The 21,880-nt window shown below is 43.5% G+C and carries 19 protein-coding genes, 1 other RNA gene and 1 pseudogene; 4 read left to right on the forward strand and 17 right to left on the reverse strand.

The window, feature by feature from the left end:
* Positions 1-2 precede the first annotated feature (2 nt).
* Complete coding sequence (lepB, locus tag HMPREF1149_RS06610; protein ID WP_001083989.1) at positions 3-617, forward strand: signal peptidase I; 615 nt, start codon at positions 3-5, stop codon at positions 615-617.
* Between the two features lie 129 nt (positions 618-746).
* Entirely contained in the window at positions 747-3,113 is a 2,367-nt protein-coding gene (recD2, locus tag HMPREF1149_RS06615) for an SF1B family DNA helicase RecD2 (protein WP_000454448.1), read from the forward strand.
* A 47-nt stretch (positions 3,114-3,160) separates the two neighbouring features.
* Here recD2 and tig read toward each other — a convergent pair whose 3' ends face one another.
* The 17 genes and pseudogenes from tig to HMPREF1149_RS06695 all read right to left on the reverse strand — a co-directional run bounded on the left by tig (position 3,161) and on the right by HMPREF1149_RS06695 (position 18,961).
* Positions 3,161-4,444, reverse strand: coding sequence for a trigger factor (tig, locus tag HMPREF1149_RS06620; RefSeq protein WP_000116504.1), 1,284 nt, complete (start codon positions 4,442-4,444; stop codon positions 3,161-3,163).
* Between the two features lie 90 nt (positions 4,445-4,534).
* Positions 4,535-5,191, reverse strand: coding sequence for a DNA alkylation repair protein (locus HMPREF1149_RS06625; RefSeq protein WP_000050040.1), 657 nt, complete (start codon positions 5,189-5,191; stop codon positions 4,535-4,537).
* On the reverse strand, positions 5,192-5,824 hold the full coding sequence (locus HMPREF1149_RS06630) for a response regulator transcription factor (protein ID WP_000698403.1): 633 nt from the start codon (positions 5,822-5,824) through the stop codon (positions 5,192-5,194).
* Positions 5,825-5,833: 9 nt separating this feature from the next.
* Positions 5,834-6,832 carry a sensor histidine kinase gene (locus tag HMPREF1149_RS06635; RefSeq protein ID WP_000744937.1) on the reverse strand — a complete coding sequence of 333 codons (999 nt, stop codon included), beginning with the start codon at positions 6,830-6,832 and terminating at the stop codon, positions 5,834-5,836.
* Entirely contained in the window at positions 6,829-7,527 is a 699-nt protein-coding gene (liaF, locus tag HMPREF1149_RS06640; protein ID WP_000714476.1) for a cell wall-active antibiotics response protein LiaF, read from the reverse strand. Before liaF ends, HMPREF1149_RS06635 begins: the two co-directional genes overlap by 4 nt.
* Before the next feature lie 165 nt (positions 7,528-7,692).
* Positions 7,693-8,694 carry a type 2 isopentenyl-diphosphate Delta-isomerase gene (gene fni, locus HMPREF1149_RS06645; RefSeq protein ID WP_000210644.1) on the reverse strand — a complete coding sequence of 334 codons (1,002 nt, stop codon included), beginning with the start codon at positions 8,692-8,694 and terminating at the stop codon, positions 7,693-7,695.
* Positions 8,678-9,685: a phosphomevalonate kinase gene (locus HMPREF1149_RS06650; RefSeq protein ID WP_000637612.1), complete on the reverse strand. Its 1,008-nt coding sequence runs from the start codon at positions 9,683-9,685 to the stop codon at positions 8,678-8,680. Before HMPREF1149_RS06650 ends, fni begins: the two co-directional genes overlap by 17 nt.
* Positions 9,672-10,625: a diphosphomevalonate decarboxylase gene (gene mvaD, locus HMPREF1149_RS06655; RefSeq protein WP_000375369.1), complete on the reverse strand. Its 954-nt coding sequence runs from the start codon at positions 10,623-10,625 to the stop codon at positions 9,672-9,674. Before mvaD ends, HMPREF1149_RS06650 begins: the two co-directional genes overlap by 14 nt.
* Complete coding sequence (mvk, locus tag HMPREF1149_RS06660) at positions 10,607-11,485, reverse strand: mevalonate kinase (protein WP_000163299.1); 879 nt, start codon at positions 11,483-11,485, stop codon at positions 10,607-10,609. Before mvk ends, mvaD begins: the two co-directional genes overlap by 19 nt.
* A gap of 117 nt (positions 11,486-11,602) precedes the next feature.
* Positions 11,603-12,636 (reverse strand): annotated as a pseudogene (gene cbpF / locus HMPREF1149_RS06665) (choline-binding protein CbpF).
* Positions 12,637-12,735: 99 nt separating this feature from the next.
* Positions 12,736-13,425, reverse strand: a complete 690-nt coding sequence (locus HMPREF1149_RS06670; RefSeq protein WP_000518005.1) for a response regulator transcription factor — start codon at positions 13,423-13,425, stop codon at positions 12,736-12,738.
* A gap of 11 nt (positions 13,426-13,436) precedes the next feature.
* Positions 13,437-14,861, reverse strand: a complete 1,425-nt coding sequence (gene gndA / locus HMPREF1149_RS06675; RefSeq protein WP_000158772.1) for an NADP-dependent phosphogluconate dehydrogenase — start codon at positions 14,859-14,861, stop codon at positions 13,437-13,439.
* Positions 14,862-14,936: 75 nt separating this feature from the next.
* Positions 14,937-16,379 (reverse strand): cell division site-positioning protein MapZ, encoded by a 1,443-nt coding sequence (gene mapZ, locus HMPREF1149_RS06680; RefSeq protein WP_000039111.1) that lies wholly within the window; start codon positions 16,377-16,379, stop codon positions 14,937-14,939.
* Between the two features lie 12 nt (positions 16,380-16,391).
* The gene (locus tag HMPREF1149_RS06685; protein WP_000662900.1) at positions 16,392-17,549 is read right to left on the reverse strand and encodes a THUMP domain-containing class I SAM-dependent RNA methyltransferase; all 1,158 of its coding nucleotides are present in this window, start codon (positions 17,547-17,549) and stop codon (positions 16,392-16,394) included.
* An 83-nt stretch (positions 17,550-17,632) separates the two neighbouring features.
* An RNA gene (gene rnpB, locus HMPREF1149_RS11310) (RNase P RNA component class B) lies at positions 17,633-18,014 on the reverse strand.
* 23 nt (positions 18,015-18,037) lie between these two features.
* Positions 18,038-18,364 (reverse strand): cell division regulator GpsB, encoded by a 327-nt coding sequence (gpsB, locus tag HMPREF1149_RS06690; protein ID WP_000146536.1) that lies wholly within the window; start codon positions 18,362-18,364, stop codon positions 18,038-18,040.
* Between the two features lie 69 nt (positions 18,365-18,433).
* Positions 18,434-18,961, reverse strand: a complete 528-nt coding sequence (locus tag HMPREF1149_RS06695) for an SLOG family protein (protein ID WP_000205321.1) — start codon at positions 18,959-18,961, stop codon at positions 18,434-18,436.
* A gap of 66 nt (positions 18,962-19,027) precedes the next feature.
* On the opposite strand from HMPREF1149_RS06695, the gene recU reads away from it, so the two are divergent.
* On the forward strand, positions 19,028-19,624 hold the full coding sequence (gene recU, locus HMPREF1149_RS06700; protein WP_000248761.1) for a Holliday junction resolvase RecU: 597 nt from the start codon (positions 19,028-19,030) through the stop codon (positions 19,622-19,624).
* Complete coding sequence (gene pbp1a, locus HMPREF1149_RS06705) at positions 19,621-21,786, forward strand: penicillin-binding protein PBP1A (protein WP_001041850.1); 2,166 nt, start codon at positions 19,621-19,623, stop codon at positions 21,784-21,786. Before recU ends, pbp1a begins: the two co-directional genes overlap by 4 nt.
* The last annotated feature ends 94 nt before the right edge of the window (positions 21,787-21,880 follow it).

The raw sequence follows: 21,880 nt of genomic DNA on the forward strand, positions 1-21,880 counted from the left end.
TTATGAATTCGTTTAAAACATTTCTAAAAGAATGGGGAGTTTTCTTCCTGATTATCGCGCTGGTCGGCCTTAGCCGTATCTTCCTTTGGAGCAATGTCCGTGTGGAAGGGCACTCTATGGATCCTACCCTAGCCGACGGAGAGGTTCTCTTCGTTGTCAAACATCTCCCAATTGACCGTTTCGATATCGTGGTTGCGCATGAGGAAGACGGAAATAAAGACATTGTCAAAAGGGTCATCGGCATGCCTGGTGATACCATCCGCTACGAAAATGACAAACTCTTTATCAACGATGAAGAAACGGATGAACCCTACCTAGCTGAATATCTCAACTTGTTCAAAACAGAAAAGTTGCAGAACACCTATACTGGAAAAGGATTTGAAGGCAATAAGGGAGTTTACTTTAGAGAACTTGCTCAAAAGGCACAGGCCTTTACAGTCGATGTCAATTCCAACACCAGCTTTAGCTTTACTGTCCCTCAAGGTGAGTACCTTCTCCTTGGTGACGATCGTCTAGTCTCTAGCGACAGCCGCCACGTTGGTACCTTCAAGGCCGGCGATATCAAAGGCGAAGCAAAATTCCGTTTCTGGCCACTTAACCGTATCGGAACTTTTTAAGATAAGGAAGAGGCCGAGAATGCTAAGTCTCAGCCTCTTTTTCTATTGCGAGAAGAAGACTTTTTAGTCTCCTAACTTGTTGAAAGAAGCTAAAGGTCCAACTCTCATTAACTCATGTAAAGGAAACCTATGGAAGTTTATTTTTCAGGCACCATTGAACGGATTATTTTTGAAAATCTCAGTAATTTTTATCGCATTCTCCTCCTAGATATCGAAGATACCGATGCGGAGGACTTTGACGATTTTGAAATCATCGTTACAGGAACCATGGCGGACGTGATTGAGGGTGAAGACTACACTTTTTGGGGACAAATCGTTCAGCACTCCAAGTATGGGGAACAGCTTCAGATCAGCCGTTATGAACGCGCAAAACCAACTAAAAATGGGCTAGTCAAGTATTTTTCCAGTAGCCATTTCAAGGGGATTGGTCTCAAAACGGCCCAAAAAATCGTTGATAGCTATGGTGACAATACCATTGACGAAATTCTGGAACATCCTGAAAAGCTAGAAAGTATTGCAGGACTCTCTGTCAAAAACCGTGAGGCTTTTGTTTCCACCCTCCGTCTCAACTATGGGACAGAAATGGTTTTGGCTAAACTTGCCAACTACGGCATTCCCAATAAACTGGCCTTTCAGATTCAAGACTTTTACAAGGAAGAAACGCTGGATATTGTCGAAAACTATCCCTACCAACTGGTTGAAGATATCAAGGGCTTGGGTTTTACCATTGCAGACCAATTGGCTGCCGAACTAGGCATCGAAAGTCAAGCTCCTGAACGCTTCCGTGCTGGCCTTGTCCACAGTCTTCTTCAGGGATGTATGGATACAGGCGATACCTATATGGAAGCCCGGGATTTGCTGGAACAAACGCTGACTCTCCTCGAGTCTTCCCGTCCCATGGAACTCGATCCCAGCCAAGTAGCTCAGGAATTATCTCATCTGATTGAAGAAGACAAGGTTCAGCAGATTGATACTAAAATCTTTGATAACAGCCTCTTTTTCGCCGAAGAAGGCATTCGCAGTCACTTGGTTCGTATCCTCGAAAAAGGAAAGAAACAAAGTCAGGATTTGGAAACCATTCACAAGCATATCGCTACTGTCGAGCAAGAATTAGCTATCCAATACGATGACATTCAAAAACAGGCTATCTGCGACGCTATCCAGAACAAGGTCTTTATCCTGACAGGTGGACCTGGTACTGGTAAGACGACGGTTATCAATGGGATTATCGCTGTTTATGCCCTCTTAGAAGAGCTTGATCTCAGGAAGAAAAGCAGTCTGCCTATCCTTCTAGCAGCTCCAACTGGCCGAGCCGCTCGGCGCATGAATGAATTGACAGGTTTGCCTAGCGCGACCATACATCGCCATTTGGGGATGACGGGAGACGATGATACCAGTCATCTGGAAGATTATCTGGATGCCGACTTCATCATCGTGGATGAGTTTTCTATGGTGGACACTTGGTTAGCCAACCAACTCTTCTCCAACATCTCTTCTAACAGCAAAATTCTCATCGTGGGAGACAGTGACCAGTTGCCCTCTGTTAGTCCCGGACAAGTCCTTGCTGACCTGCTCCAGATACCCCTGATTCCGCAGACTCGCTTGGAACGGATTTACCGTCAGAGCGAAGAATCAACTATCGTTACCTTGGCGAGTCAGATTCGACAAAGCATCTTGCCAGCTGACTTTACCCAGAAAAAGGCAGACCGCTCCTACTTTGAAATTGCTAGCGGCCATATCCCTGCTACCATTGAGAAAATTCTTGGTGCTGCCCTCAGAAGTGGCATTCCGGCTCGTGATATTCAGGTGCTAGCGCCTATGTATCGAGGTACTGCAGGTATTGATGCCATCAATCAGCTCATGCAAGACCTGCTCAATCCACCACAAAAAGACCAACTCAGTTTTGAAGCTCCCCAATGCTTCTATCGCAAGGGTGACAAGGTCATTCACCTAGTCAACGATGCCGAAGTCAATGTCTTTAACGGAGACCTAGGCTACATCACAGACCTGATTCCTGGAAAATATACCGAGTCCAAACAAGACGAGATTGTCATTGATTTTGATGGCAATGAGGTCATCTACCCACGAAACGAATGGTACAAGATTCGACTGGCCTATGCCATGAGTATCCATAAGTCTCAGGGAAGTGAGTTTCCCGTCGTCATCCTGCCTATCACCAGTGCTAGCAAGCGCATGCTGGAACGCAATCTCATCTACACAGCTATCACACGGGCTAAGAGCAAACTTATCTTACTAGGTGAATTACAGGCTTTCGACTATGCAGTCAAGCACATCGGAACTGCCCGCAAGACCTATCTGATTGAGCGTTTTCAGGACCTGATAGAAAGAACTGACCAAACCAACCCAACCTCTAGCAAAGTGACAAATCAAGATGATTCTCCTCTATCCTACATCCTCACTGAGGAAAACTGGTCTAGTATTCCAGCCATGATCGGGATTACAGATGCAGACTTAAAAGAGATTTTTGGAAAATAGTGCAGCAGAAAACCCACCTAGGCAGGTGGGATTTTTCTCTTTTAAGATTATTTTACTGTTGCAGTGCTTGTGATCAATTCAACAGCTTTTTTGATAGTAATATCATGTTTCAACATGTCAGCTGAAAGCAAGTTTTGTACTTGTGCAACTTCCATGTTGTAGTCTGCTGCCAATTGCTCGATTTCTTTTTGGATTTCTTCTTCTGAAGCATCAAATCCTTCAGCTTTGGCAACTGCTTCGATAACAAGGTTAGTCTTCGTACGTGACTCAGCTTCTGCTTCGTATTGTTTGTGAAGGTCTTCTTGAGTAGTTCCTGTGATTTGGAAGTACATGTCAGGGTTGATACCTTGACGTTGCAAGTTCCCAAGGAATTCATTTACTGAACGGTGAACTTCTTCGTGGATCATTTCTTCTGGAAGTTCTACGATTTCAGCGTTTTCTACAGCTTTATCAATTGCTGCACCTTCAACGGCATCTTTGTATGCTTCTTCTTTCGCAGCAGTCAATTCTTTGCGGTATTTTTCTTTCAATTCGTCAAGAGTTTCCACTTCTTCGTCGATGTCTTTTGCAAGTTCATCATCAAGAGCTGGAACTTCTTTAGCTTTTACTTCGTGGATAGTTGTCACGAATTTAGCTTCTTTACCTGCAAGGTCTTCTGCTTGGTAGTCTTCTGGGAATGTTACGATAACATCAACAGTTTCGCCAGCTGAGTGACCTACCAATTGGTCTTCGAAACCAGGGATGAATTGACCTGATCCAAGTCCAAGTGAGAAGTTTTCACCTTTTCCACCGTCAAATTCAACACCATCGATAGAACCAACGAAGTCAATAACAACAGTGTCACCATTTTCAGCAGCGCCTTCTTTGATAACCAATTCAGCCAAGTTGTTGCGTTCGCGTTCGATACGCTCTTCAACGTCAGCGTCTGTCACTTCTTTTTCTACATCTACTGACACTTCAAGGTTTTTGTAGTCGCCCAATTTTACTTCAGGTTTTGTCACGACTTCAGCTGTAATAACCCAGTCTTGACCTTTTTCCATTGAAGTCACATCGATTTTTGGTTGTGCAACGACTTCAAGACCAGCTTCTTTTACTGCAGCTTCATAAGCGTTTGGCAAAAGAGCGTTCATTGCATCTTGATAAAGAGCTTCTTCACCAAATTTTTGGTCGAAGATAGGGCGTGGAAGGTGACCTTTACGGAAACCAGGAACGTTAAGAGTTTTCTTTACTGAGTTAAATACACGGTCCAATTCTGGTTTGATTTGGTCTTGAGAGATAGTGAAAGTCAAGACACCACGGTTTGTTTCTTTGTTTTCAAATGATACAGACATTCTGTCATTTCTCCTTAAAATTTTTAATACAGTCCATTATACCATATAATAGCGACTTTTTTCAAGTAATGAATGCGCTTTTCAATAGTGCTAAAGGTACTTGCTCGCTTCCTTGATACTAAGTTCAGCCATTCGTTTCTTATTTTTTTCAATAAAACGTGCTACCCATTCGGGATTGGTTTTAGAGTAGTCTCTTAGAGCCCAGCCGATGGCTTTGTTGATAAAAAATTCTGTCTGGTCCAGATTGTTGAGCAGGATCTTTTCCATCAGCTGGACATTGGTTTTCTCTTTTCTTAACAACTGGTGGTCAATAGCGACTCGTCTCAGCCAGATATTGTCTGAGAGGCTCCATTTTAAAATCACTTCTTCAAGTTTCGGATGGTCGGCTACCAAACTTCCTACTACTCGATCTAAGATATCTACCGTATCCCACCAAGACTTGGTCACGACCAGACGCTCAAGCTTAGGCAAATCATCCTTCGTTAGATAAGACTGCATGGCTTTCAAATAGTTGGCGCCCACATATTGGTATTCTCTAGATTCCTTTTCCCAGCAAGTGTCTACAAAATCCCAATCAATAATCTTTGTTTTTTTCTCGCTTGGAAAGTATTTTTTATAGAGGGCATTTCTTTCAGGACCTGCAATACCTAAAAAGGGAAATTGATGACGCATATAGGCTTCCATTGGGCCTGCTTTATGCGGATCTTTTGCCGCTTCTAGCTCCTCAAGTAAATCTGCAAGACTCATCTAAAAGTCCTCCTGCCCGACCAAGTGATGCTGAAAGGCATAGACCGCTGCCTGGGTGCGATCACTAACCTCAAGCTTGGCAAGAATGTTGGACACATGGGTCTTGACCGTCTTGAGAGAGATAAAGAGTTCATCAGCGATGCGCTGATTTTCGTAGCCCTTGGCGATCAGTTGAAGCACGTCTCGCTCACGTGCAGTCAGATCCTCATGAAGTTCGATATGATTGCGGTGGTATTCGACCTTCTTGCTGACCTCTTGTTCAATGGCCAGCTCTCCAGCAGCCACCTTGCGGACAGCGTGGAGCAATTCATCTGCACTAGAAGTCTTGAGCATATAACCTTTGGCACCCGCATTCAAGACCGGCATGATTTTTTCATTGTCCAAGTAAGAGGTCACAATCAAAATCTTGGCTTCAGGCCATTCTTTGAGGATGGCTAAGGTTGCATCAATCCCATTCATCTCAGGCATGACAATATCCATGACAATGACATCTGGGCGCAGTTCCAAGGCCAAGTCAATACCTTGAGCCCCATTGGCAGCCTCGCCCACAACTTCCACATCGTCTTGGAGATCAAAATAGCTTTTCAAGCCCAATCGAACCATTTCATGGTCATCTACCAGTAAAATTTTCATCTCTACTCCTTATAATTCCTTATCTAGCAAGGGAATACGGATATCAACCGCTAGTCCTTGCTTAGGTGCTGTCAAGAGTTGAACCGTACCTGCCATATCTTCGACTCGCTCCTTGATATTTCGCAGTCCATAACTCAAGTCATCTAAACTCCCCAACTGGAAACCAATCCCATTGTCCACCACCTTCAGCTGCAATTCAACGTCTGTCTGATAGAGGTAGACATCTAGGCAAGATGCCTGAGCATGGCGAAGGGTATTGCTGATCAACTCCTGCAAAATGCGGAAGATATGTTCTTCAATCTTCTTGGGCAATTTAGACACATTCTGCTTGAGACTAACCTTGAGATCACTCTTGTCCTCTAGCTCTTTTAAGAGGATTTGAATCCCCTCAACCAAACTCTTCTCTTCCAACTCAACTGGTCGCAAATGTAGGAGCAAGACCCGCAAATCCTTTTGGGCTGTCTCTAGGATGGCCGCGACACTTTGCAACTGGGTCTGCATCTTTTCTCTATCCAGCTTCAAAGCCTGCTGACTGACACCTGATAAAATCATATGGGCTGCAAACAACTCCTGACTAACTGTATCGTGCAGGTCGCGTGCTATCCGCTTTCGTTCTTTCTCGATGATTGCTTCTTCCTTGACCAGGCTTTGATTTTCAGCCTTTTGAACAGCCTCTGTCAAGAGGTTAAGCTTGCCAGACAAGGACTTAAAACTGGCATCCAAGTCTGGATCTGCAAAGGCAACCACCTCTTTTCCTGCTAGCAGTCGCTTGAGATTGACCTGCATTTTTCTGCGAGAGACTTCTTCTATCACGCGCCAAAAAAGGACAAAAAAGAAGGTCATGGAAAGGCTAAAGACCAAGATCAAGAAGATGAGTTTCTCTGTTTTCTCGATATCCTGTAGCAAATAGGACCAATCAAGATTAAGAATATCAAGTAGACTATTGGTCAAAAAGAGGATAAAAAGGAGAGAAGTCAGCCCGATTAATAGATAGGATTGCTTTTTCATCCTCTAACCACCTCCACATCTCCAATCATACTGGTTAGGAAAATTTTGACGCTCTTGTTACTCTTGAGGTAGTCTCTGGTTTCCTGATGATAGTGTTCATTACGAAGGGATCTCTTAGGTTGATGAAGGAAGGTAAGATCTCCATAAAGACAGTTGACACTGAGGCTGATTTCCACATCTACAGGTACGATAATCCTAGTCGTTCCGACCATTTTTCTAAGGATAATGACATTGTCATGATTGGTTAGGATAACTCTTTCTAGATGAATGGTGTCCTTGCCCATGAGGCGAAAGAGATTGATATCGTCAAATTGGCAGGTCTGGTGACTAGAGAAATGATGGAGATTGCCAAACCAAGGATTGTGTTCATTTTTAACCGTTACCACCTCTTCAAAGACCAAATCCGTCTCCTCTCTTTCTTGATTCATCATTGGATAGAGAAGAAAGAGACTATAGATAACTGCCACAAAGATCGCTAGAATCACAAAGGGATTGAGCATGACGATAAAAAAGAAAAGAATGGTGGCCACAAGGAGAAGAAAGTTATTGCCCTCTTTGCCTGCATAATAGCGTATCAGGAGAAGAAAGAGGAATAGAATCAGCAGAAAACGCGAAAAATGCTCTGATACCATCAAAATCAGAGCTCCCGTCAATAGACAGGCTTCAATAAATAGAAAAATTTGAAATTTTTTCATAGGTGCATCCTCTCCCTTCTATTTTATCACAATTCAAAAAAGACACCTCGGTCTAAGGATGGAAAAAGCGGTCGGACAGAAATCGCTCCTACAAACTAGGTTCTTTCAGCCCACCACAGTTGACAAAAGGCTACAAAAAAGGACGGGATTCTTGTCCCGACCTCTCTACATCTGCTCTTTAGCTTCTTTTAGTTTACCGTAAAGAATATAGTCTACATTTTGCAGATCTGCTATGGTGGCACAATTAAGGGCACACATAATCAAGCGTAAATCTGCTTTCCATCCTTGGACAATACTAATCACTTCCTCGACCGAGTAGGTTTCAATCAATTCCAGAACGGTACGTGACAGTCCTACAGCCTTGGCACCAAATACCAAGCACTTAATCATATCAAGCGGGTTCCGAACGCCTCCACTGACCAAGAGTTCGACCTTGTCTTTCCAAGCTTGCGCATTGAGAAGGGCCTGCATGGTGGACTGGCCCCATTGATTTAGGTATTCACGTTGGCCACTGCGACGGTTTTCAATATAAGCAAAACTGGTACCTCCACGACCTGACAGGTCAACCGTTCGAACGCCCAGTTCATAGGCTCTCTCGATGGTCTTCATATCCATCCCAAAACCCACTTCCTTGAGAATAATAGGAACAGGGATTTGCTTGCTATAGTCTGCCAGATGCGAATACCAGCTTCTGAACTTCCTTTCTCCCTCAGGCATGAGTAATTCCTGCATGACATTAACATGCACTTGGAGGAGGAGAGGATTCATCGCTTCTACAGTCTGAAGGCCTAACTCAACAGGCTTGTCCAAGCCAATATTGGTTCCAAGGAGGAGCTTTGGATGACTAGACTTGACAGAAAAAGAGGCATCTGTTGGATCTTTTAGGGCTGCACTATAAGAGCCCGTTACAAACAAAATCCCACAGGCTTCTGCCACCTGAGCCAGCTTTTGATTGATTTCTCTCCCCTTATCGCTCCCACCCGTCATGGCATTGATATAAAAAGGAAAGTCCCACTTTCGACCTGCAAATTCTGTAGACAAATCAATCTCATCCAGGTCATAAAGAGGCAGGGAAGAATGAATCAACTCCACCTCATCAAAGCTATTATAGGAACTTTTCTGCTCGAGGGCATAGCGGATGTGCTCATCCTTACGATTTGTCGTCATGTCCTATCCTTTCTTGATATAAGAGCTCAATCCCCAGATCGGCCCAACGATTTTTTAAGGTTTCGGTTGATTGCACATCAAAACTCAAGGCAATGCCACAGTCACCACCACCAGCGCCACTGCTTTTGGCAACGGCTTGCAAGCCTTGGCTGGCTTCTTTTAGCTGTCTGAGCGAAGGCGTATAAATATCTAAACTCAAGCCTTCTAAGAGCTGGCTGGCTGTTTCCAGCTGCTCGATGATGTTTTCTACTTTCCCCTGCTCCAAGGCTTCCACCAAAGCAGCCACCGTTGCTTTTGAGGATCTTAAAAAATTCTGATTGATGTTTTGCTTGATTTGCTGAACCATTTGACTCGATACGGCCACTTCCTTGGTCCATCCCACTAGGAAATCACATTCTAGACCTGGTTTTACTTGTGAGATAGAAAAGCCCCAATCACGCTCCACAACTGTTGCCAAGCTTTCGTCTTTCAGCCACGTAGCCACCTTCTTTCGATCAAAAGATTGGTAGAGAACCAAATCTTCTGCCACAATACAGGCTAGATCTCCCATAGAACCATTGTCTCCTCGCTTGAGTAAGACCGCGCTAGCCAGCTTGAACAAGAGTTCCGAATTAACTGAAAGACCATACAGAGTCAGCAGGGCCTTGATCACCAAGACAACGACGCTACCACTAGAACCCAGACCAAATTTTTTGCCTTCCCGTTCCATTTTCCCACGAATTTCCAAGGAAAAAGGTCGCAAAGTCTGACCGTGAACAGCAAGGAAGTCTTCCACCAAAGCAATCGTTTCTTGAATCAAGCTGTAGTCAGGATTTGGCGTCAAGTCCACTGCGAAATCAAACATGTCTGAGTAGATACGATAGTTCTCAGAAAAAGCAATCTCAGCCTTCATATAGATGGGGATGGCCTTTATCAAGGCTAACTGCCCTGGCTCTAGAATAGCATACTCACCTGCCCAATAGAGTTTCCCGCAAGTTTTAACAACAATCATCTTGGCTCAAATCCTTTGTTTTTGACACAATCAAGCGGTAACGTTGACCGAAAATTTCTGACAAATGCTCCAAGTCTTTCTCCTGACAGAGGACTTTGACATTGGGACCGGCATCCATGGTAAAGTAGCAGGCTTCCCCTTGCTCACGAAGCTGACGAACAAAGTCCATCGCTTCATAGGACGCATCCGTTAGATATGAAAAGGCTGGACTAGCAGTCTTGGTCGTAGCGTGCATGGCTAGAGCATTTCTCTCCGTTAATTCCCCAACCTTGGCAAAGTTATTCTCTTTGAGATAAACCAGCATCTCCTGATAATCCTTCTCAGACTGGCGCACCCAGTCATCAAAGGTCGTCGAGGTTTCCACACAGAGTTTCATCCCATCACGGCTAGAGATTGGTTTTTTCTTATCCTCTAGCACCAACATAATCATAGCTAGTTTCAAGTCTGTCGCTACAGGGTAAATTTCCCCACTATTCTTATCCCAGGCACCTAGTGGTCCATAAAAGCTCCGAGAGGAAGAACCTGAGGCAAACTTAGCCTCCTGCGCCAACTGTCTCCGATCCAAACCAAGCTGGAAATAAGCATTGCAAGCCTTGACCAGAGCGGACAAACCACTGGAACTTGAGGACAAGCCCGCTGCAGTCGGCATGTTGTTTTGGGTATCAATACGGACAAATCCCTCACCTTCTGGACGGTAGCGGTCAATGATTTTGCTCATCTTGGCATGCTCAGCCTCATTTTGGAGCTGACCATTGATATAAAAGGCATCAGCAGTCGCATCCATTGGTAAAGGCGACAAGGTCGTCTCTGTATACATGTTTTCCAAAGTCAGAGAGATGCTACTAGTAGCAGGAACCATCTCTTTTTCTTTTTTCTTTCCCCAATATTTGATAATGGCAATATTTGCGTAGGAACGTACTGTTACAGGCTTTCGATCCATGTCTGAACAGCTCCTTTCTCTTCTAATCTTTCTGCTAGTTCTTGAGCTTGAGTCAAATTGGTTGCCAAGGCTATGATACAGCCTCCTAGCCCACCACCACTCATCTTGGCACCTAGAGCACCATGGCTCAGAGCCGCTTCAACGAGGGAGTCTGCCTCAGGGCTACTAACACCAATTTCTTTTAAATGTAAATGCGCTTGACTGAGGATTTGTCCCAGTCCCTCAGCATCTTTTCGTCTAATTGCCTCTTCTGCCTGCTGGGTCAATTCTCCCAAGGCATGCAAAAACGGTAGGGCATCCTTCCCCTTGCTTTGAACCACTTGGATGGCTTCACGAGTGTGTCCATACACGCCCGTATCAGCAATCACCAAATAGGCAGATAGATTCATCTCAAGTTCTGTAAAACCAACATTCTTGATAAAGCGAATGGGCTGGTCACTGAGACAGGTCTTGGCATCCAAGCCACTCGGATTCATATGGGCAATCATCTCAGCCCGATTGACCAAGATTTCCAATACATGATGAGGCAGGTCGGCTTGATAGTAGTCAAAAACCGCACGAATGGCCGCTATGCTGATAGCCGCTGACGAACCCATTCCCCGTTTTTCAGGGATAGCCGAGTCAATCACACATCGAATGCAAGCTTCTTTGATATCCAAATACTCCAGCGAGGCATACACTGCCATGGACAAGGTATCCTCCTCATACAGACGCCAAGGACTAGCTGCAGGGACAACCTTACATGTCACCTCCACCTCCAAAAGAGGCAGAGAAATAGCTGGATAGCCGTAGACTACCGCATGCTCTCCTATTAAAATAATCTTACTATGTGCCTGACCGACACCAACTTTTTTTGTCATGTTTTCCTTTAACCAGACGGAAAGACCGTCTCATTTCATACAGTAGTATTTTCTCCTATCTATTTTATTATATTTTCACAAAAAAAGCGATTGTTTCCTTCACAATCGCCTCTTTCATTATTGGACCCATTCGCCATTATAGTTGACAGAATAACCATCTACGGTCGTATTCACTGCTAAAGCACCTGAACTATATGCGTAGTACCATTTACCATTAACCTGGAACCAGCCTGTCTTCATATCGCCATTACTTGCATGTAGATAATACCAAGTCGAACCTTCCTGATACCAGCCAGTCGCCATAGCTCCTGATGAACGGAGGTAGTCCCACTTGTTCCCAAGGTATTGCCAGCCGTTTTCATATCGCCATTTGGTTCATCTAAATAATACCAAGTTGAGCCTTCCTGATACCAGCCAGATGCCATTGCTCCTGATGAACGGAGGTAGTACCACTTATTGGCAAGTTGTTTCCAACCAGTTTGCATAATGCCAGTTTCTGGGTCTAGGTAGTACCATGGAGCCGCTTTTATTTCCTCTTCATCATATAGAAGAGAATAATCCTTGGCCCAACCACGCACTGGCTCCCCAACCGTTAAACTGTTGATACGAGCATCAAAGCCACCACTCTTCTGTAAATAATACCAGTCCCCCTCATCATAAACCCAACCAGTTTTTAAGGTGTGATAGCTATTCTGATCTGTAAAATAATAAACACGTTTTTCGGCTGGGCTATCATATTGTTCCCCATGATGTTTGTTGGTATTTGTAGCAGTTTTTGCTTCTAACACTTGCTTACCAACAAATTTTTGTAGTACCCCATCTTGACCAAAGTAATACCATTTTGACATTGGCATAAATTCCAACCTCGTACCATTTGGGTAAGGACCAATGGTACTTCCTTGATATGGAAATGGAATGTATTGCCAACCAACAACCATTTCACCATTATAATCAAAATAATATGTCTTGCCATCAATCACTCGCCAGGCCGTTTCTTTGATGTCACCCTTCTTGTAGTAAGTTCTACCATTTTCTTGGACAAATTGCCAGCCTTCTGAATCAGCATCATCCGCCAATACGGTGCTTGTCGCTAGCAAAGCAAAGAAAAAGACTGCGAGCCCAACTTGCATCATTATTTTAAATTTTTTCATTAGATCTTTCCTCCATAACTGATTGTAGCAAAGACTTTATTGTATGTCAATATATAGAAACTTCTCAAAAAAAGCAGTTACACAACTGCAACTGCTTTTCTATTCTTGCATGGTGTACCCAACACCACGCACGGTTTTAATGTAGCTTTTTTGACCTTTTACATCAAGCTTGCTACGTAGATAACGGATATAAACATCCACGATATTGGTTTCTGTCGCACTTTCGTACTTCCAAACACTTTCCAACAACTGCTCACGAGTCAAGACCTTCTTGCTTCCCATGAGAGTGGCCAAAAGGTCATACTCACGGCGCGTCAGAGCAATCATCTCCTCGCCACGATAAACGGTATGATGTTCTACATCCATACGCAAATTGCGGTAAGACGTTGGGACCTTCATCTGACTACAATGTTGGTCGATAAAGTCCCGACCTCGGAAAATCGCTGAAATACGAGCCACCAGCTGATCAATAATCACTGGCTTATAGATGTAAGAAACGGCGAAGCGCTGGATTGTCTCAATCTGGTCTTGCAATTCTTCGCGATGGTCCAAGACCATAATCACTGAGGCAGGTTTTGTCCGACTCAGCCTCTCTGCAAAATCCTGGGCCGTCATATCCCCCAGACGAGCATTCAGTAAAATCAAGTCATAATCTGTCTGGAGAGCCATGGAGAGGGCTTTTTGCCCCTCCTCGACCAGATCAACACGGTATTGCTCTTTTTGGAGTTCCAGACTGAGAAAATGAGCGAGATTTCGTTCTTTCTCAAGTAATAAAATCCGTTTCCCCATGGCAGACCTACTTATTTTTCATCATACCAAGAGTAGTGGAATGTGCCTTCTTTGTCTTTACGTTGGTAAGTGTGGGCACCAAAGTAGTCACGTTGCGCTTGGATCAAGTTAGCAGGAAGGTCTGCTGAACGGTAGCTATCAAAGTAAGTAATGGCTGCTGAGAAGGTTGGCACTGGTACACCAGCTTGAACAGCAAGAGCTACGATATCACGAACTGCTTGTTGGTACTTAGCAGTAACATCCAAGAAGTACTCATCCAAGAGAAGGTTTGCAAGATCAGCATCGCGGTTGTAGGCATCTGTAATCTTTTGCAAGAAACGAGAACGGATGATACAGCCATCACGCCAGATAGATGCGATGTCGGCAAATGGCAAGTTCCAGTTATTTTCTTTAGAAGCCACACGCAATTGGGCGAAACCTTGTGCGTATGAAATGATTTTTGAGAAGTAAAGGGCTTGACGAATCTTTTCGATCAACTCAGCCTTGTCACCTTCAAATTTGAAGGCAGCTGGTTTTGGAAGGACCTTGCTAGCATGTACACGCTCTTCTTTGTATGTAGAGATGTAACGGGCAAATACTGACTCAGTGATAAGTGACAACGGCACACCAAGGTCAAGTGCTGATTGGCTAGTCCATTTACCCGTTCCTTTGTTTCCTGCAGCATCCAGGATGTAGTCTACGATTGGTCCATCTTGACCTTCATCATCTTTACGGCTCAAGATATCAGCTGTGATTTCGATCAAGTAGCTGTCCAATTCACCCTTGTTCCACTCAGTAAAGATTTCAGCCATGTCTTCTGCAGAAAGGCCAAGCAAGTGTTGCATCAAGTCATAGCTTTCTGCAATCAATTGCATGTCACCATACTCGATACCGTTGTGGACCATTTTCACATAGTGACCAGCTCCATCAGGACCGATGTAAGTCACACATGGTTTGCCATCTTCTGGTGCTTTAGCTGAGATTTCTTCAAGAACATCCGCAACCAATTCGTAGGCTTCTTTTTGTCCACCAGGCATGATAGAAGGACCTTCAAGGGCACCTTTTTCACCACCAGAAACTCCAGTACCGATAAAGTTGATCCCTGAGTTTGCTAGTTCTTCATTACGACGGATGGTATCTTTGTAGAAAGTGTTTCCTCCATCAATCAAGATATCACCCTTATCAAGGTGTGGAAGAAGAGCTTGGATAGTTGCATCTGTACCAGGTCCAGCTTGAACCATCAGCATGATACGACGAGGTTTTTCGATTGAGTTTACAAAGCTTTCAACGTCATAGCTTGGCACAAAGTTCTTTTCAGGATGGCAGGCAATTACGTCTTCTGTTTTTTCTTTACTACGGTTGTAAATGGCAACTGTATAACCACGAGATTCGATATTTAGGGCAAGGTTACGACCCATTACGGCCATACCTACGACACCAAAGTTAGCTTTTGTCATGTGACACTCCTCTTATTTAATTTGTTTTATTTTATCATTTTTACCTATGAAAGGAAAGAATTTTGTAACGGACTCCTAATAGTCCAAGTCATCTGCATGGCCAGAACCATTCCCTACAAAGTAACCAGTCTTACAGTTGAGGGTGAAGAGGTAGGTTCCATCTGGTTTGTAGAGGTTGTAATAGCCGTTTCCGTTTACAATATTGACACGTTCGAGAATGTATTGGTTGCCAGTGATATAGCCACGAGCACGTGAGGTTGCTAGGATTTGTTCCAATACACCATCTGCAAACGTCCAAGCAGGGTTATTGCTATCGTCTACAGCTGATTGGTTGTAGGGTACACGACTAGCACTTCTTTGAAGATTAACCCCATCGCCAGATAAACCACCATTTGTATCTCTAGCCGGTGCTGTGGTACTTGTTGAAGGCGTCGTACTGCTTGCACTGCTTTCTGTAGCTGAACTTGAGCTTGCTTGACTCGTGCTAGAACTTGAGCTGGAAGCACTGGTTTGTTGACTCTTACCAAGACTAATCGCCTGATCTAACAGTTTATCAAGCTCTGTATTTCCCGTTTTAACTTCCGTGAACTTAGCATCCGCCTTGGCTTTAGCATTGGTATTCAAGACACCATCAGTAATAGCTGGACTTTCAAAGAGGGCGTTGACATCTTGAATGGCCTTGATTTGAGTTGCTAGGCTATCGTATTTTGACTTAGCTAGTGTATAATCACGGCTACCTTCTAACTTATCCAGTAAGGTTTTTAGCTGGCTCAACTTATCGAACTGGCTATTTTTTAAAGCAGTCTTATTGGCATCTGTATAGAAGGAATCATAAAGCGTATTGAACTCTTGCAAGTCGGTTTGCGATTCTTGATTTCCTGAAGATGATTGAGAAGACTGAATTTCTTGGTTCGAACGGGATACCTGACGGTAGACATAATACGTCCCAGCAAGAACAAGAATTGCAGCTACCACAGAAACGATGGTAATCAGACGTTTCTTTTTAGAGCCTGTTTCAGGTTCCGTCTGTACTGATCGTGATAGGGAAGTATAGGTTTCTTCTTGTTCCTCATTTTCCTCATTCATTTCCTTGGATGCTGTTTCTGTTAAAACGAGAGGCTCTATTTCAGTACTTTCCTCATCTTGAAGCGGGGGAACAAACTGAGTAGTTTCTTCATTATCTATCTCTTCACTAGATTCCTCGGAAACCAGGTCTGAATCGTCTACCTCTCCAGAAAGTTCACTTGTTTCACGAACTTCTTGGATCAATTCCTCTAAGTTTTGAGTAGAGGCCAACTCTTCTTTTTCAAACTGACGAGTTTCGAACTTATCTGCCTCGATCTCTTCGCGGTGCTGTTTGATGTATTTGTCCAAGATATTGTCTTCAGGCAATACTCCAGCCTCAACCTCTTCATTCTTACGAATTGCTTGACCAACAGTCAAATCTTTTGCTTCGTCAAAATCGAATTGTGGCTCTTGCTGTTCTTTTTTATGACGATCATGTCTTTTCTTGCTCATGAGTTTACCTTTCTATTTTACCTCTTGGCGTTTCACACGCTGACCAAAGTATTGATACAAATCCACTTTTAAGGTCCCGTTATAGAGTTTTCGTTTTTTATCCGCTGGACTTCCGTACTTACTTTCAAAAGCTTCGTCACTCGTCAGGATAAACTTACTCCAGGTTTTCAGTGGTGCAAAGACCTGTCCCATCTCAGCATAAAGTTTCGTAACTCCTGCATCATCGGACAAGCGCTCTCCATATGGTGGATTGGAAATGATAACGCCATTGATCTTGTCAGTGCGCAAATCTTGTACCCGCATTTGTTTAAAGGTGATATCTCCTGCAACACCTGCTGCTTGGGCATTTGCCTTGGCAATTTCTACCATACGAGCATCAATATCACAGCCCATGATATCCAGTTCTATCTCACGATTAATTTTCTTAGCAGCATCAGTACGGACCTCTTGGATTAACCGATTGCTGACCCAGTTCCATTCCTCAAAAGCAAAGGAACAGCGAAGGCCTGGTGCCATCTTTCTGGCAATCATAGCCGCCTCGATACAGAAAGTTCCTGAACCACAGGTCGGATCAATCAAGGGCTTGTCTGGATACCAGTTAGATAGTTGTAAAATGGCCGCTGCCATATTTTCCTTGATTGGCGCTCCACCCTTTTCCGTACGATAACCTCGTTTAAAAAGGCTAGAACCTGTCGTGTCAATCATGACAGTTGCCACATCTTTCAGAATAGACACCTCAATCTTAAACTCAGGACCAGTTTCCATCAAGGGAATTCCTTCTGGGCGGGCATAGTGTTTTTGTAATTTCTTCACAACAGCCTTCTTAGAAATAGCCTGAACACTGGGCTCGTTATGAAGTTTTGACTTAACACATTTGGCCTTTGATATCGGGAAACGCGCCCCAAGCGGGAGATAGTTTTCCCAATCTAGAGCAAAAACGCCTTGAAAAAGCTCTTCAAAGGTCTTAGCTGGAAAGCTTCCGACTACAATCTTGATGCGATCCGCTGCACGAAGCCAAAGATTGGTCTCAATGATTGCCTTCACATCTCCTTGGAAGCGGACACGTCCATTCTCAACCTGGCAATCATAACCCAGATCTCGCACTTCTCGTCCAACGATAGCCTCAAGACCCGCCGCAGCAGTTGCGATTAAATTAAATTGTTCTTTCATTTCTAGTCTTGCAGGACCTTTCTCTTGTTCACTTTAAAAAATGAGGTTGAGAAAGATTTCTCAGCCCCAACCTATATGCAATTTTCTATAAGCCATGTTTTGTTCCAGAAGTGACTAGGACCACTTCCTTCGATAATCATCTGTCTACCGCTAACAGCATAAATCTGCTAGCAGTCAGAGTACTACGTTCGTTTCCGTGCACTCCATGCCCCGACCAAAATTTGGGTTGCTAGCTTGAGGGGTTTACCGCGTTCCACTCTCTCCGTTTCCAGAAAGACTCCGTCACTGTGGCACTTTCAAGCCTATTCTGACCTATCCGAAGACTTAGCCATTTCGACTGCCGTAACGATCACTCGTCCCTAGGCTTATGGATTCGCCTAGCACAAACACTACAGGCATCACAGCCTGTGCTAGCATGGACTTTCCTCATGAAAAGAGAACCTCTTCACGCGATTATCCAAAAATTGCATTCATTCCTTAGTCAATTATCAATCTTGATTGTCTAAGATTTGCTTACCAAATACTTCTTTTTCGAGACGATTTAAGCGTTTCAAAATATCAAAATTTGTCATTGAAGTAGAAGCTGTTACTTCAATAGAGTCTGGTTGAGTTGGAGCCGCCTGTGGTTTACGAGACAACTCCTCCTTCAAATCGGCAATTTCTTGGCGAAGGGATTTAACCAAAGCTGCGTAAGTTTCATAATCCTTAATCACATCATCGAGGAATTCATCCACCTCTGATCTGCTATATCCACGCACTTCGCGTCCAAACTCTTGTTCAAAAATATCTTTTGCTGAAAATATAATACTTGCCATGTCTCTCTCCATTCTGGGTTACTAGTATTATTATATAAAAAAAGACAAGTAAAAATCAAGGTCAAAGGGTTACTTTTCAGAAAAATTTTCTGCTAGTTCATTTAACTCATCAAATGTTAATTGCCTTGTAACATAGTCTGCTTGATTTTTCATCATTTGGTAAAAATATTGTAACTTAGTTTTGTTTTCTTCATCATAAAAAAGATAGCAAATATCTGTGTTCTCCAGTAAAAATTTCTGATAATCACGTAGTTGTCCCTTGTGTTCATACTGTGAATAGGCATATTTGACAAAATCAACTTGCTTGAATTCGCTCAACTTCACTTGATTGGCTTCATTCCAGTTACTGCCATGGGTTTCAAAATCAAAAATGGTCGCCAGCTGAAATCCATAGTCTATTTTCATGTCTTTTGCCACCTGAAGCGCCCAGTACTCAAAGCCCAAAGTCCCTGTAAAGACAAGCCAGGTCACCCCTTCCTCTGCTAGACGCTCCAGGTCTCTCCGAATAGCTGTTTTGATAATATCAACGCGAATATCCTTGTCATTAAAGAGACCAAGGTCGAAGGCAGAATAACCTGAAATCAAGGCTGTTGTCATTTTTAACCCTTTCTTTGTAAATTTATGATATAATAGAGTGATGTTATTGTACCAATAAGGAGAATTATGGTCAACTATCCACATAAAATTTCATCACAGAAGAGACAAGCTCCCCCGTCACAAACTAAAAATTTCGCAAATCGGGGAATGTCTTTTGAAAAGATGATCAACGCTACGAACGATTATTACTTGTCGCATGGGATGGCAGTGATTCACAAGAAACCAACTCCCATCCAAATCGTACGTGTTGACTATCCCCAACGAAGTCGAGCCAAGATCGTTGAAGCCTACTTTAGACAAGCCTCAACCACAGACTATTCAGGGGTTTATGATGGATATTACATCGACTTTGAAGCAAAGGAAACTAGGCAAAAACATGCGATTCCGATGAAGAATTTTCATCACCATCAGATTCAGCATATGGAACAGGTCCTTGCCCAGCGAGGAATCTGCTTTGTCCTTCTTCACTTTGCTTCTCAGCAAGAAACTTATTTATTGCCGGCTGTTGACCTGATTCGTTTCTATCATCAAGATAAGGGACAAAAGTCAATGCCACTTGGATATATTCGAGAAAATGGATATAGGATTGAGCTGGGTGCCTTTCCCCAGATTCCCTATCTCGATATTATCAAAGAACATTTACTAGGTGGTAAAACAAGATGAACAAACAAACTATCCTGCGAATAGCTAAATATATCAGTATCTGCTTCTTAACTGTATTTATCGCAGCTATTATGCTGGGCGGAGGTCTCTTTCTCTACTATGTTAGCAAGACTCCAGCCCTATCTGAAAGTAAACTAGTTGCTACAACGTCAAGTAAGATCTATGATAGCAATGATGAACTTATCGCTGATCTTGGATCAGAACGTCGGGTCAATGCTCAAGCAAACGAAATCCCGACCGATTTGGTCAACGCTATTGTTTCGATTGAAGACCATCGCTTCTTTAATCACCGAGGAATTGATACTATCCGTATCCTAGGTGCCACCCTACGAAATCTTCGTGGTGGCGGAGGCCTTCAAGGAGCTTCAACTTTGACGCAGCAGTTGATCAAGTTAACCTATTTCTCTACGTCAACTTCTGATCAGACTCTTTCTCGTAAGGCCCAGGAAGCTTGGTTAGCCGTTCAGCTAGAACAAAAAGCGACTAAGCAAGAGATCTTGACCTACTACATCAACAAGGTTTACATGTCAAACGGTAACTACGGAATGCAGACAGCTGCCCAAAGTTACTATGGCAAGGATCTCAAAGATCTAAGTATTCCTCAACTGGCTCTCCTTGCTGGTATGCCTCAGGCTCCAAACCAGTATGACCCTTACTCGCATCCAGAAGCCGCTCAAGAACGTCGTAATCTCGTCCTCTCTGAGATGAAGGGGCAAGGTTACATTTCAGCTGAGCAATATGAAAAAGCGATTAATACTCCGATTACAGATGGACTTCAAAGTCTAAAATCGGCTAATAGTTATCCTCCATACATGGATAATTACCTCAAAGAGGTGATTGACCAAGTTGAACAGGAAACAGGTTACAACCTTTTAACTACGGGTATGGAAGTCTACACAAACGTTGATTCTAAGGTCCAACAACGTCTCTGGGATATTTACAATACGGACGAGTATGTCAACTATCCAGATGATGAGTTACAGGTGGCCTCTACTATCGTTGATGTCACAAACGGGAAAGTCATTGCCCAATTAGGTGCTCGCCACCAATCAAGTAACGTTTCCTTTGGAATAAACCAAGCTGTAGAAACTAACCGTGACTGGGGTTCTACCATGAAGCCTATTACAGACTATGCTCCTGCTTTGGAATATGGCGTTTATGATTCAACTGCTTCGATTGTTCACGATAGTCCTTATAATTACCCTGGAACCTCTACCCCTGTCTATAACTGGGATAAGAGTTACTTTGGAAACATAACACTCCAGTATGCTCTCCAGCAATCACGGAATGTGCCGGCTGTAGAAACGCTAGAGAAAGTAGGGCTCGATCGTGCCAAGACCTTCCTAAATGGACTCGGTATTGACTACCCAAGCATACACTATGCTAATGCTATTTCAAGTAATACAACTGAATCTGACAAAAAGTATGGAGCAAGCAGCGAGAAGATGGCTGCGGCTTATGCTGCTTTTGCCAATGGCGGTATCTACCGTAAACCTATGTATATCAACAAGATTGTCTTTAGTGATGGCAGTTCAAAAGAATTCTCTGATTCTGGTACACGTGCTATGAAAGAAACGACAGCCTATATGATGACAGATATGATGAAAACTGTCTTGGCATACGGAACTGGTCGAGGAGCCTACCTCCCTTGGCTACCACAAGCTGGTAAAACTGGTACGTCAAACTATACAGATGATGAGATTGAAAACTACATTAAAAATACGGGTTATGTAGCTCCGGACGAAATGTTCGTTGGCTATACTCGTAAATATTCAATGGCAGTTTGGACAGGTTACTCAAATCGTCTTACTCCTATCGTTGGTGATGGCTTCTATGTTGCTGCGAAGGTCTACCGTTCAATGATGACTTATCTCTCTGAAGATGATCATCCTGGTGACTGGACGATGCCTGAGGGTCTTTACAGAAGCGGAGAATTTGTCTTTAAGAATGGAGCACGCAATACGTGGACCCCTTCATCATCTACACAACAAAGTTCGACATCTGAAAGTTCAAGCTCGACATCAGAAAGCTCAACTTCACAGTCTAGCTCAACTACTCCAAGCACAAATAATAGTACGACTACCAATCCTAACAATAATACGCAACAATCAAATACAATCCCTGGCCAACAAAACCAGAATCCGCAACCAGCACAACCATAACATTTATCACCCAGAATACTCTGGGTGATTTTTTCATAGCAGTATCGTATTTATGTGCTTAGCAAAAGCCTGAGAAGATTTCTTCTCAGGCTTT

This window comes from Streptococcus sp. BS35b (genome assembly GCF_000286475.1).
In the GTDB taxonomy this organism is placed as follows: domain Bacteria; phylum Bacillota; class Bacilli; order Lactobacillales; family Streptococcaceae; genus Streptococcus; species Streptococcus oralis_W.

Coding starts and splice junctions, on each gene's coding strand:
- HMPREF1149_RS06650 (WP_000637612.1), bottom strand. CDS start 9,685: ATGATTGTTGTTAAAACTTGCGGGAAACTCTATTGGGCAGGTGAGTAT.
- lepB (WP_001083989.1), top strand. CDS start 3: ATGAATTCGTTTAAAACATTTCTAAAAGAATGGGGAGTTTTCTTCCTG.
- mvaD (WP_000375369.1), bottom strand. CDS start 10,625: ATGGATCGAAAGCCTGTAACAGTACGTTCCTACGCAAATATTGCCATT.
- HMPREF1149_RS06630 (WP_000698403.1), bottom strand. CDS start 5,824: ATGAAAATTTTACTGGTAGATGACCATGAAATGGTTCGATTGGGCTTG.
- HMPREF1149_RS06695 (WP_000205321.1), bottom strand. CDS start 18,961: ATGACAACAGCCTTGATTTCAGGTTATTCTGCCTTCGACCTTGGTCTC.
- recU (WP_000248761.1), top strand. CDS start 19,028: ATGGTCAACTATCCACATAAAATTTCATCACAGAAGAGACAAGCTCCC.
- recD2 (WP_000454448.1), top strand. CDS start 747: ATGGAAGTTTATTTTTCAGGCACCATTGAACGGATTATTTTTGAAAAT.
- tig (WP_000116504.1), bottom strand. CDS start 4,444: ATGTCTGTATCATTTGAAAACAAAGAAACAAACCGTGGTGTCTTGACT.
- HMPREF1149_RS06625 (WP_000050040.1), bottom strand. CDS start 5,191: ATGAGTCTTGCAGATTTACTTGAGGAGCTAGAAGCGGCAAAAGATCCG.
- gndA (WP_000158772.1), bottom strand. CDS start 14,861: ATGACAAAAGCTAACTTTGGTGTCGTAGGTATGGCCGTAATGGGTCGT.
- mvk (WP_000163299.1), bottom strand. CDS start 11,485: ATGACAAAAAAAGTTGGTGTCGGTCAGGCACATAGTAAGATTATTTTA.
- pbp1a (WP_001041850.1), top strand. CDS start 19,621: ATGAACAAACAAACTATCCTGCGAATAGCTAAATATATCAGTATCTGC.
- mapZ (WP_000039111.1), bottom strand. CDS start 16,379: ATGAGCAAGAAAAGACATGATCGTCATAAAAAAGAACAGCAAGAGCCA.
- liaF (WP_000714476.1), bottom strand. CDS start 7,527: ATGAAAAAATTTCAAATTTTTCTATTTATTGAAGCCTGTCTATTGACG.
- gpsB (WP_000146536.1), bottom strand. CDS start 18,364: ATGGCAAGTATTATATTTTCAGCAAAAGATATTTTTGAACAAGAGTTT.
- fni (WP_000210644.1), bottom strand. CDS start 8,694: ATGACGACAAATCGTAAGGATGAGCACATCCGCTATGCCCTCGAGCAG.
- HMPREF1149_RS06635 (WP_000744937.1), bottom strand. CDS start 6,832: ATGAAAAAGCAATCCTATCTATTAATCGGGCTGACTTCTCTCCTTTTT.
- HMPREF1149_RS06670 (WP_000518005.1), bottom strand. CDS start 13,425: ATGGGGAAACGGATTTTATTACTTGAGAAAGAACGAAATCTCGCTCAT.
- HMPREF1149_RS06685 (WP_000662900.1), bottom strand. CDS start 17,549: ATGAAAGAACAATTTAATTTAATCGCAACTGCTGCGGCGGGTCTTGAG.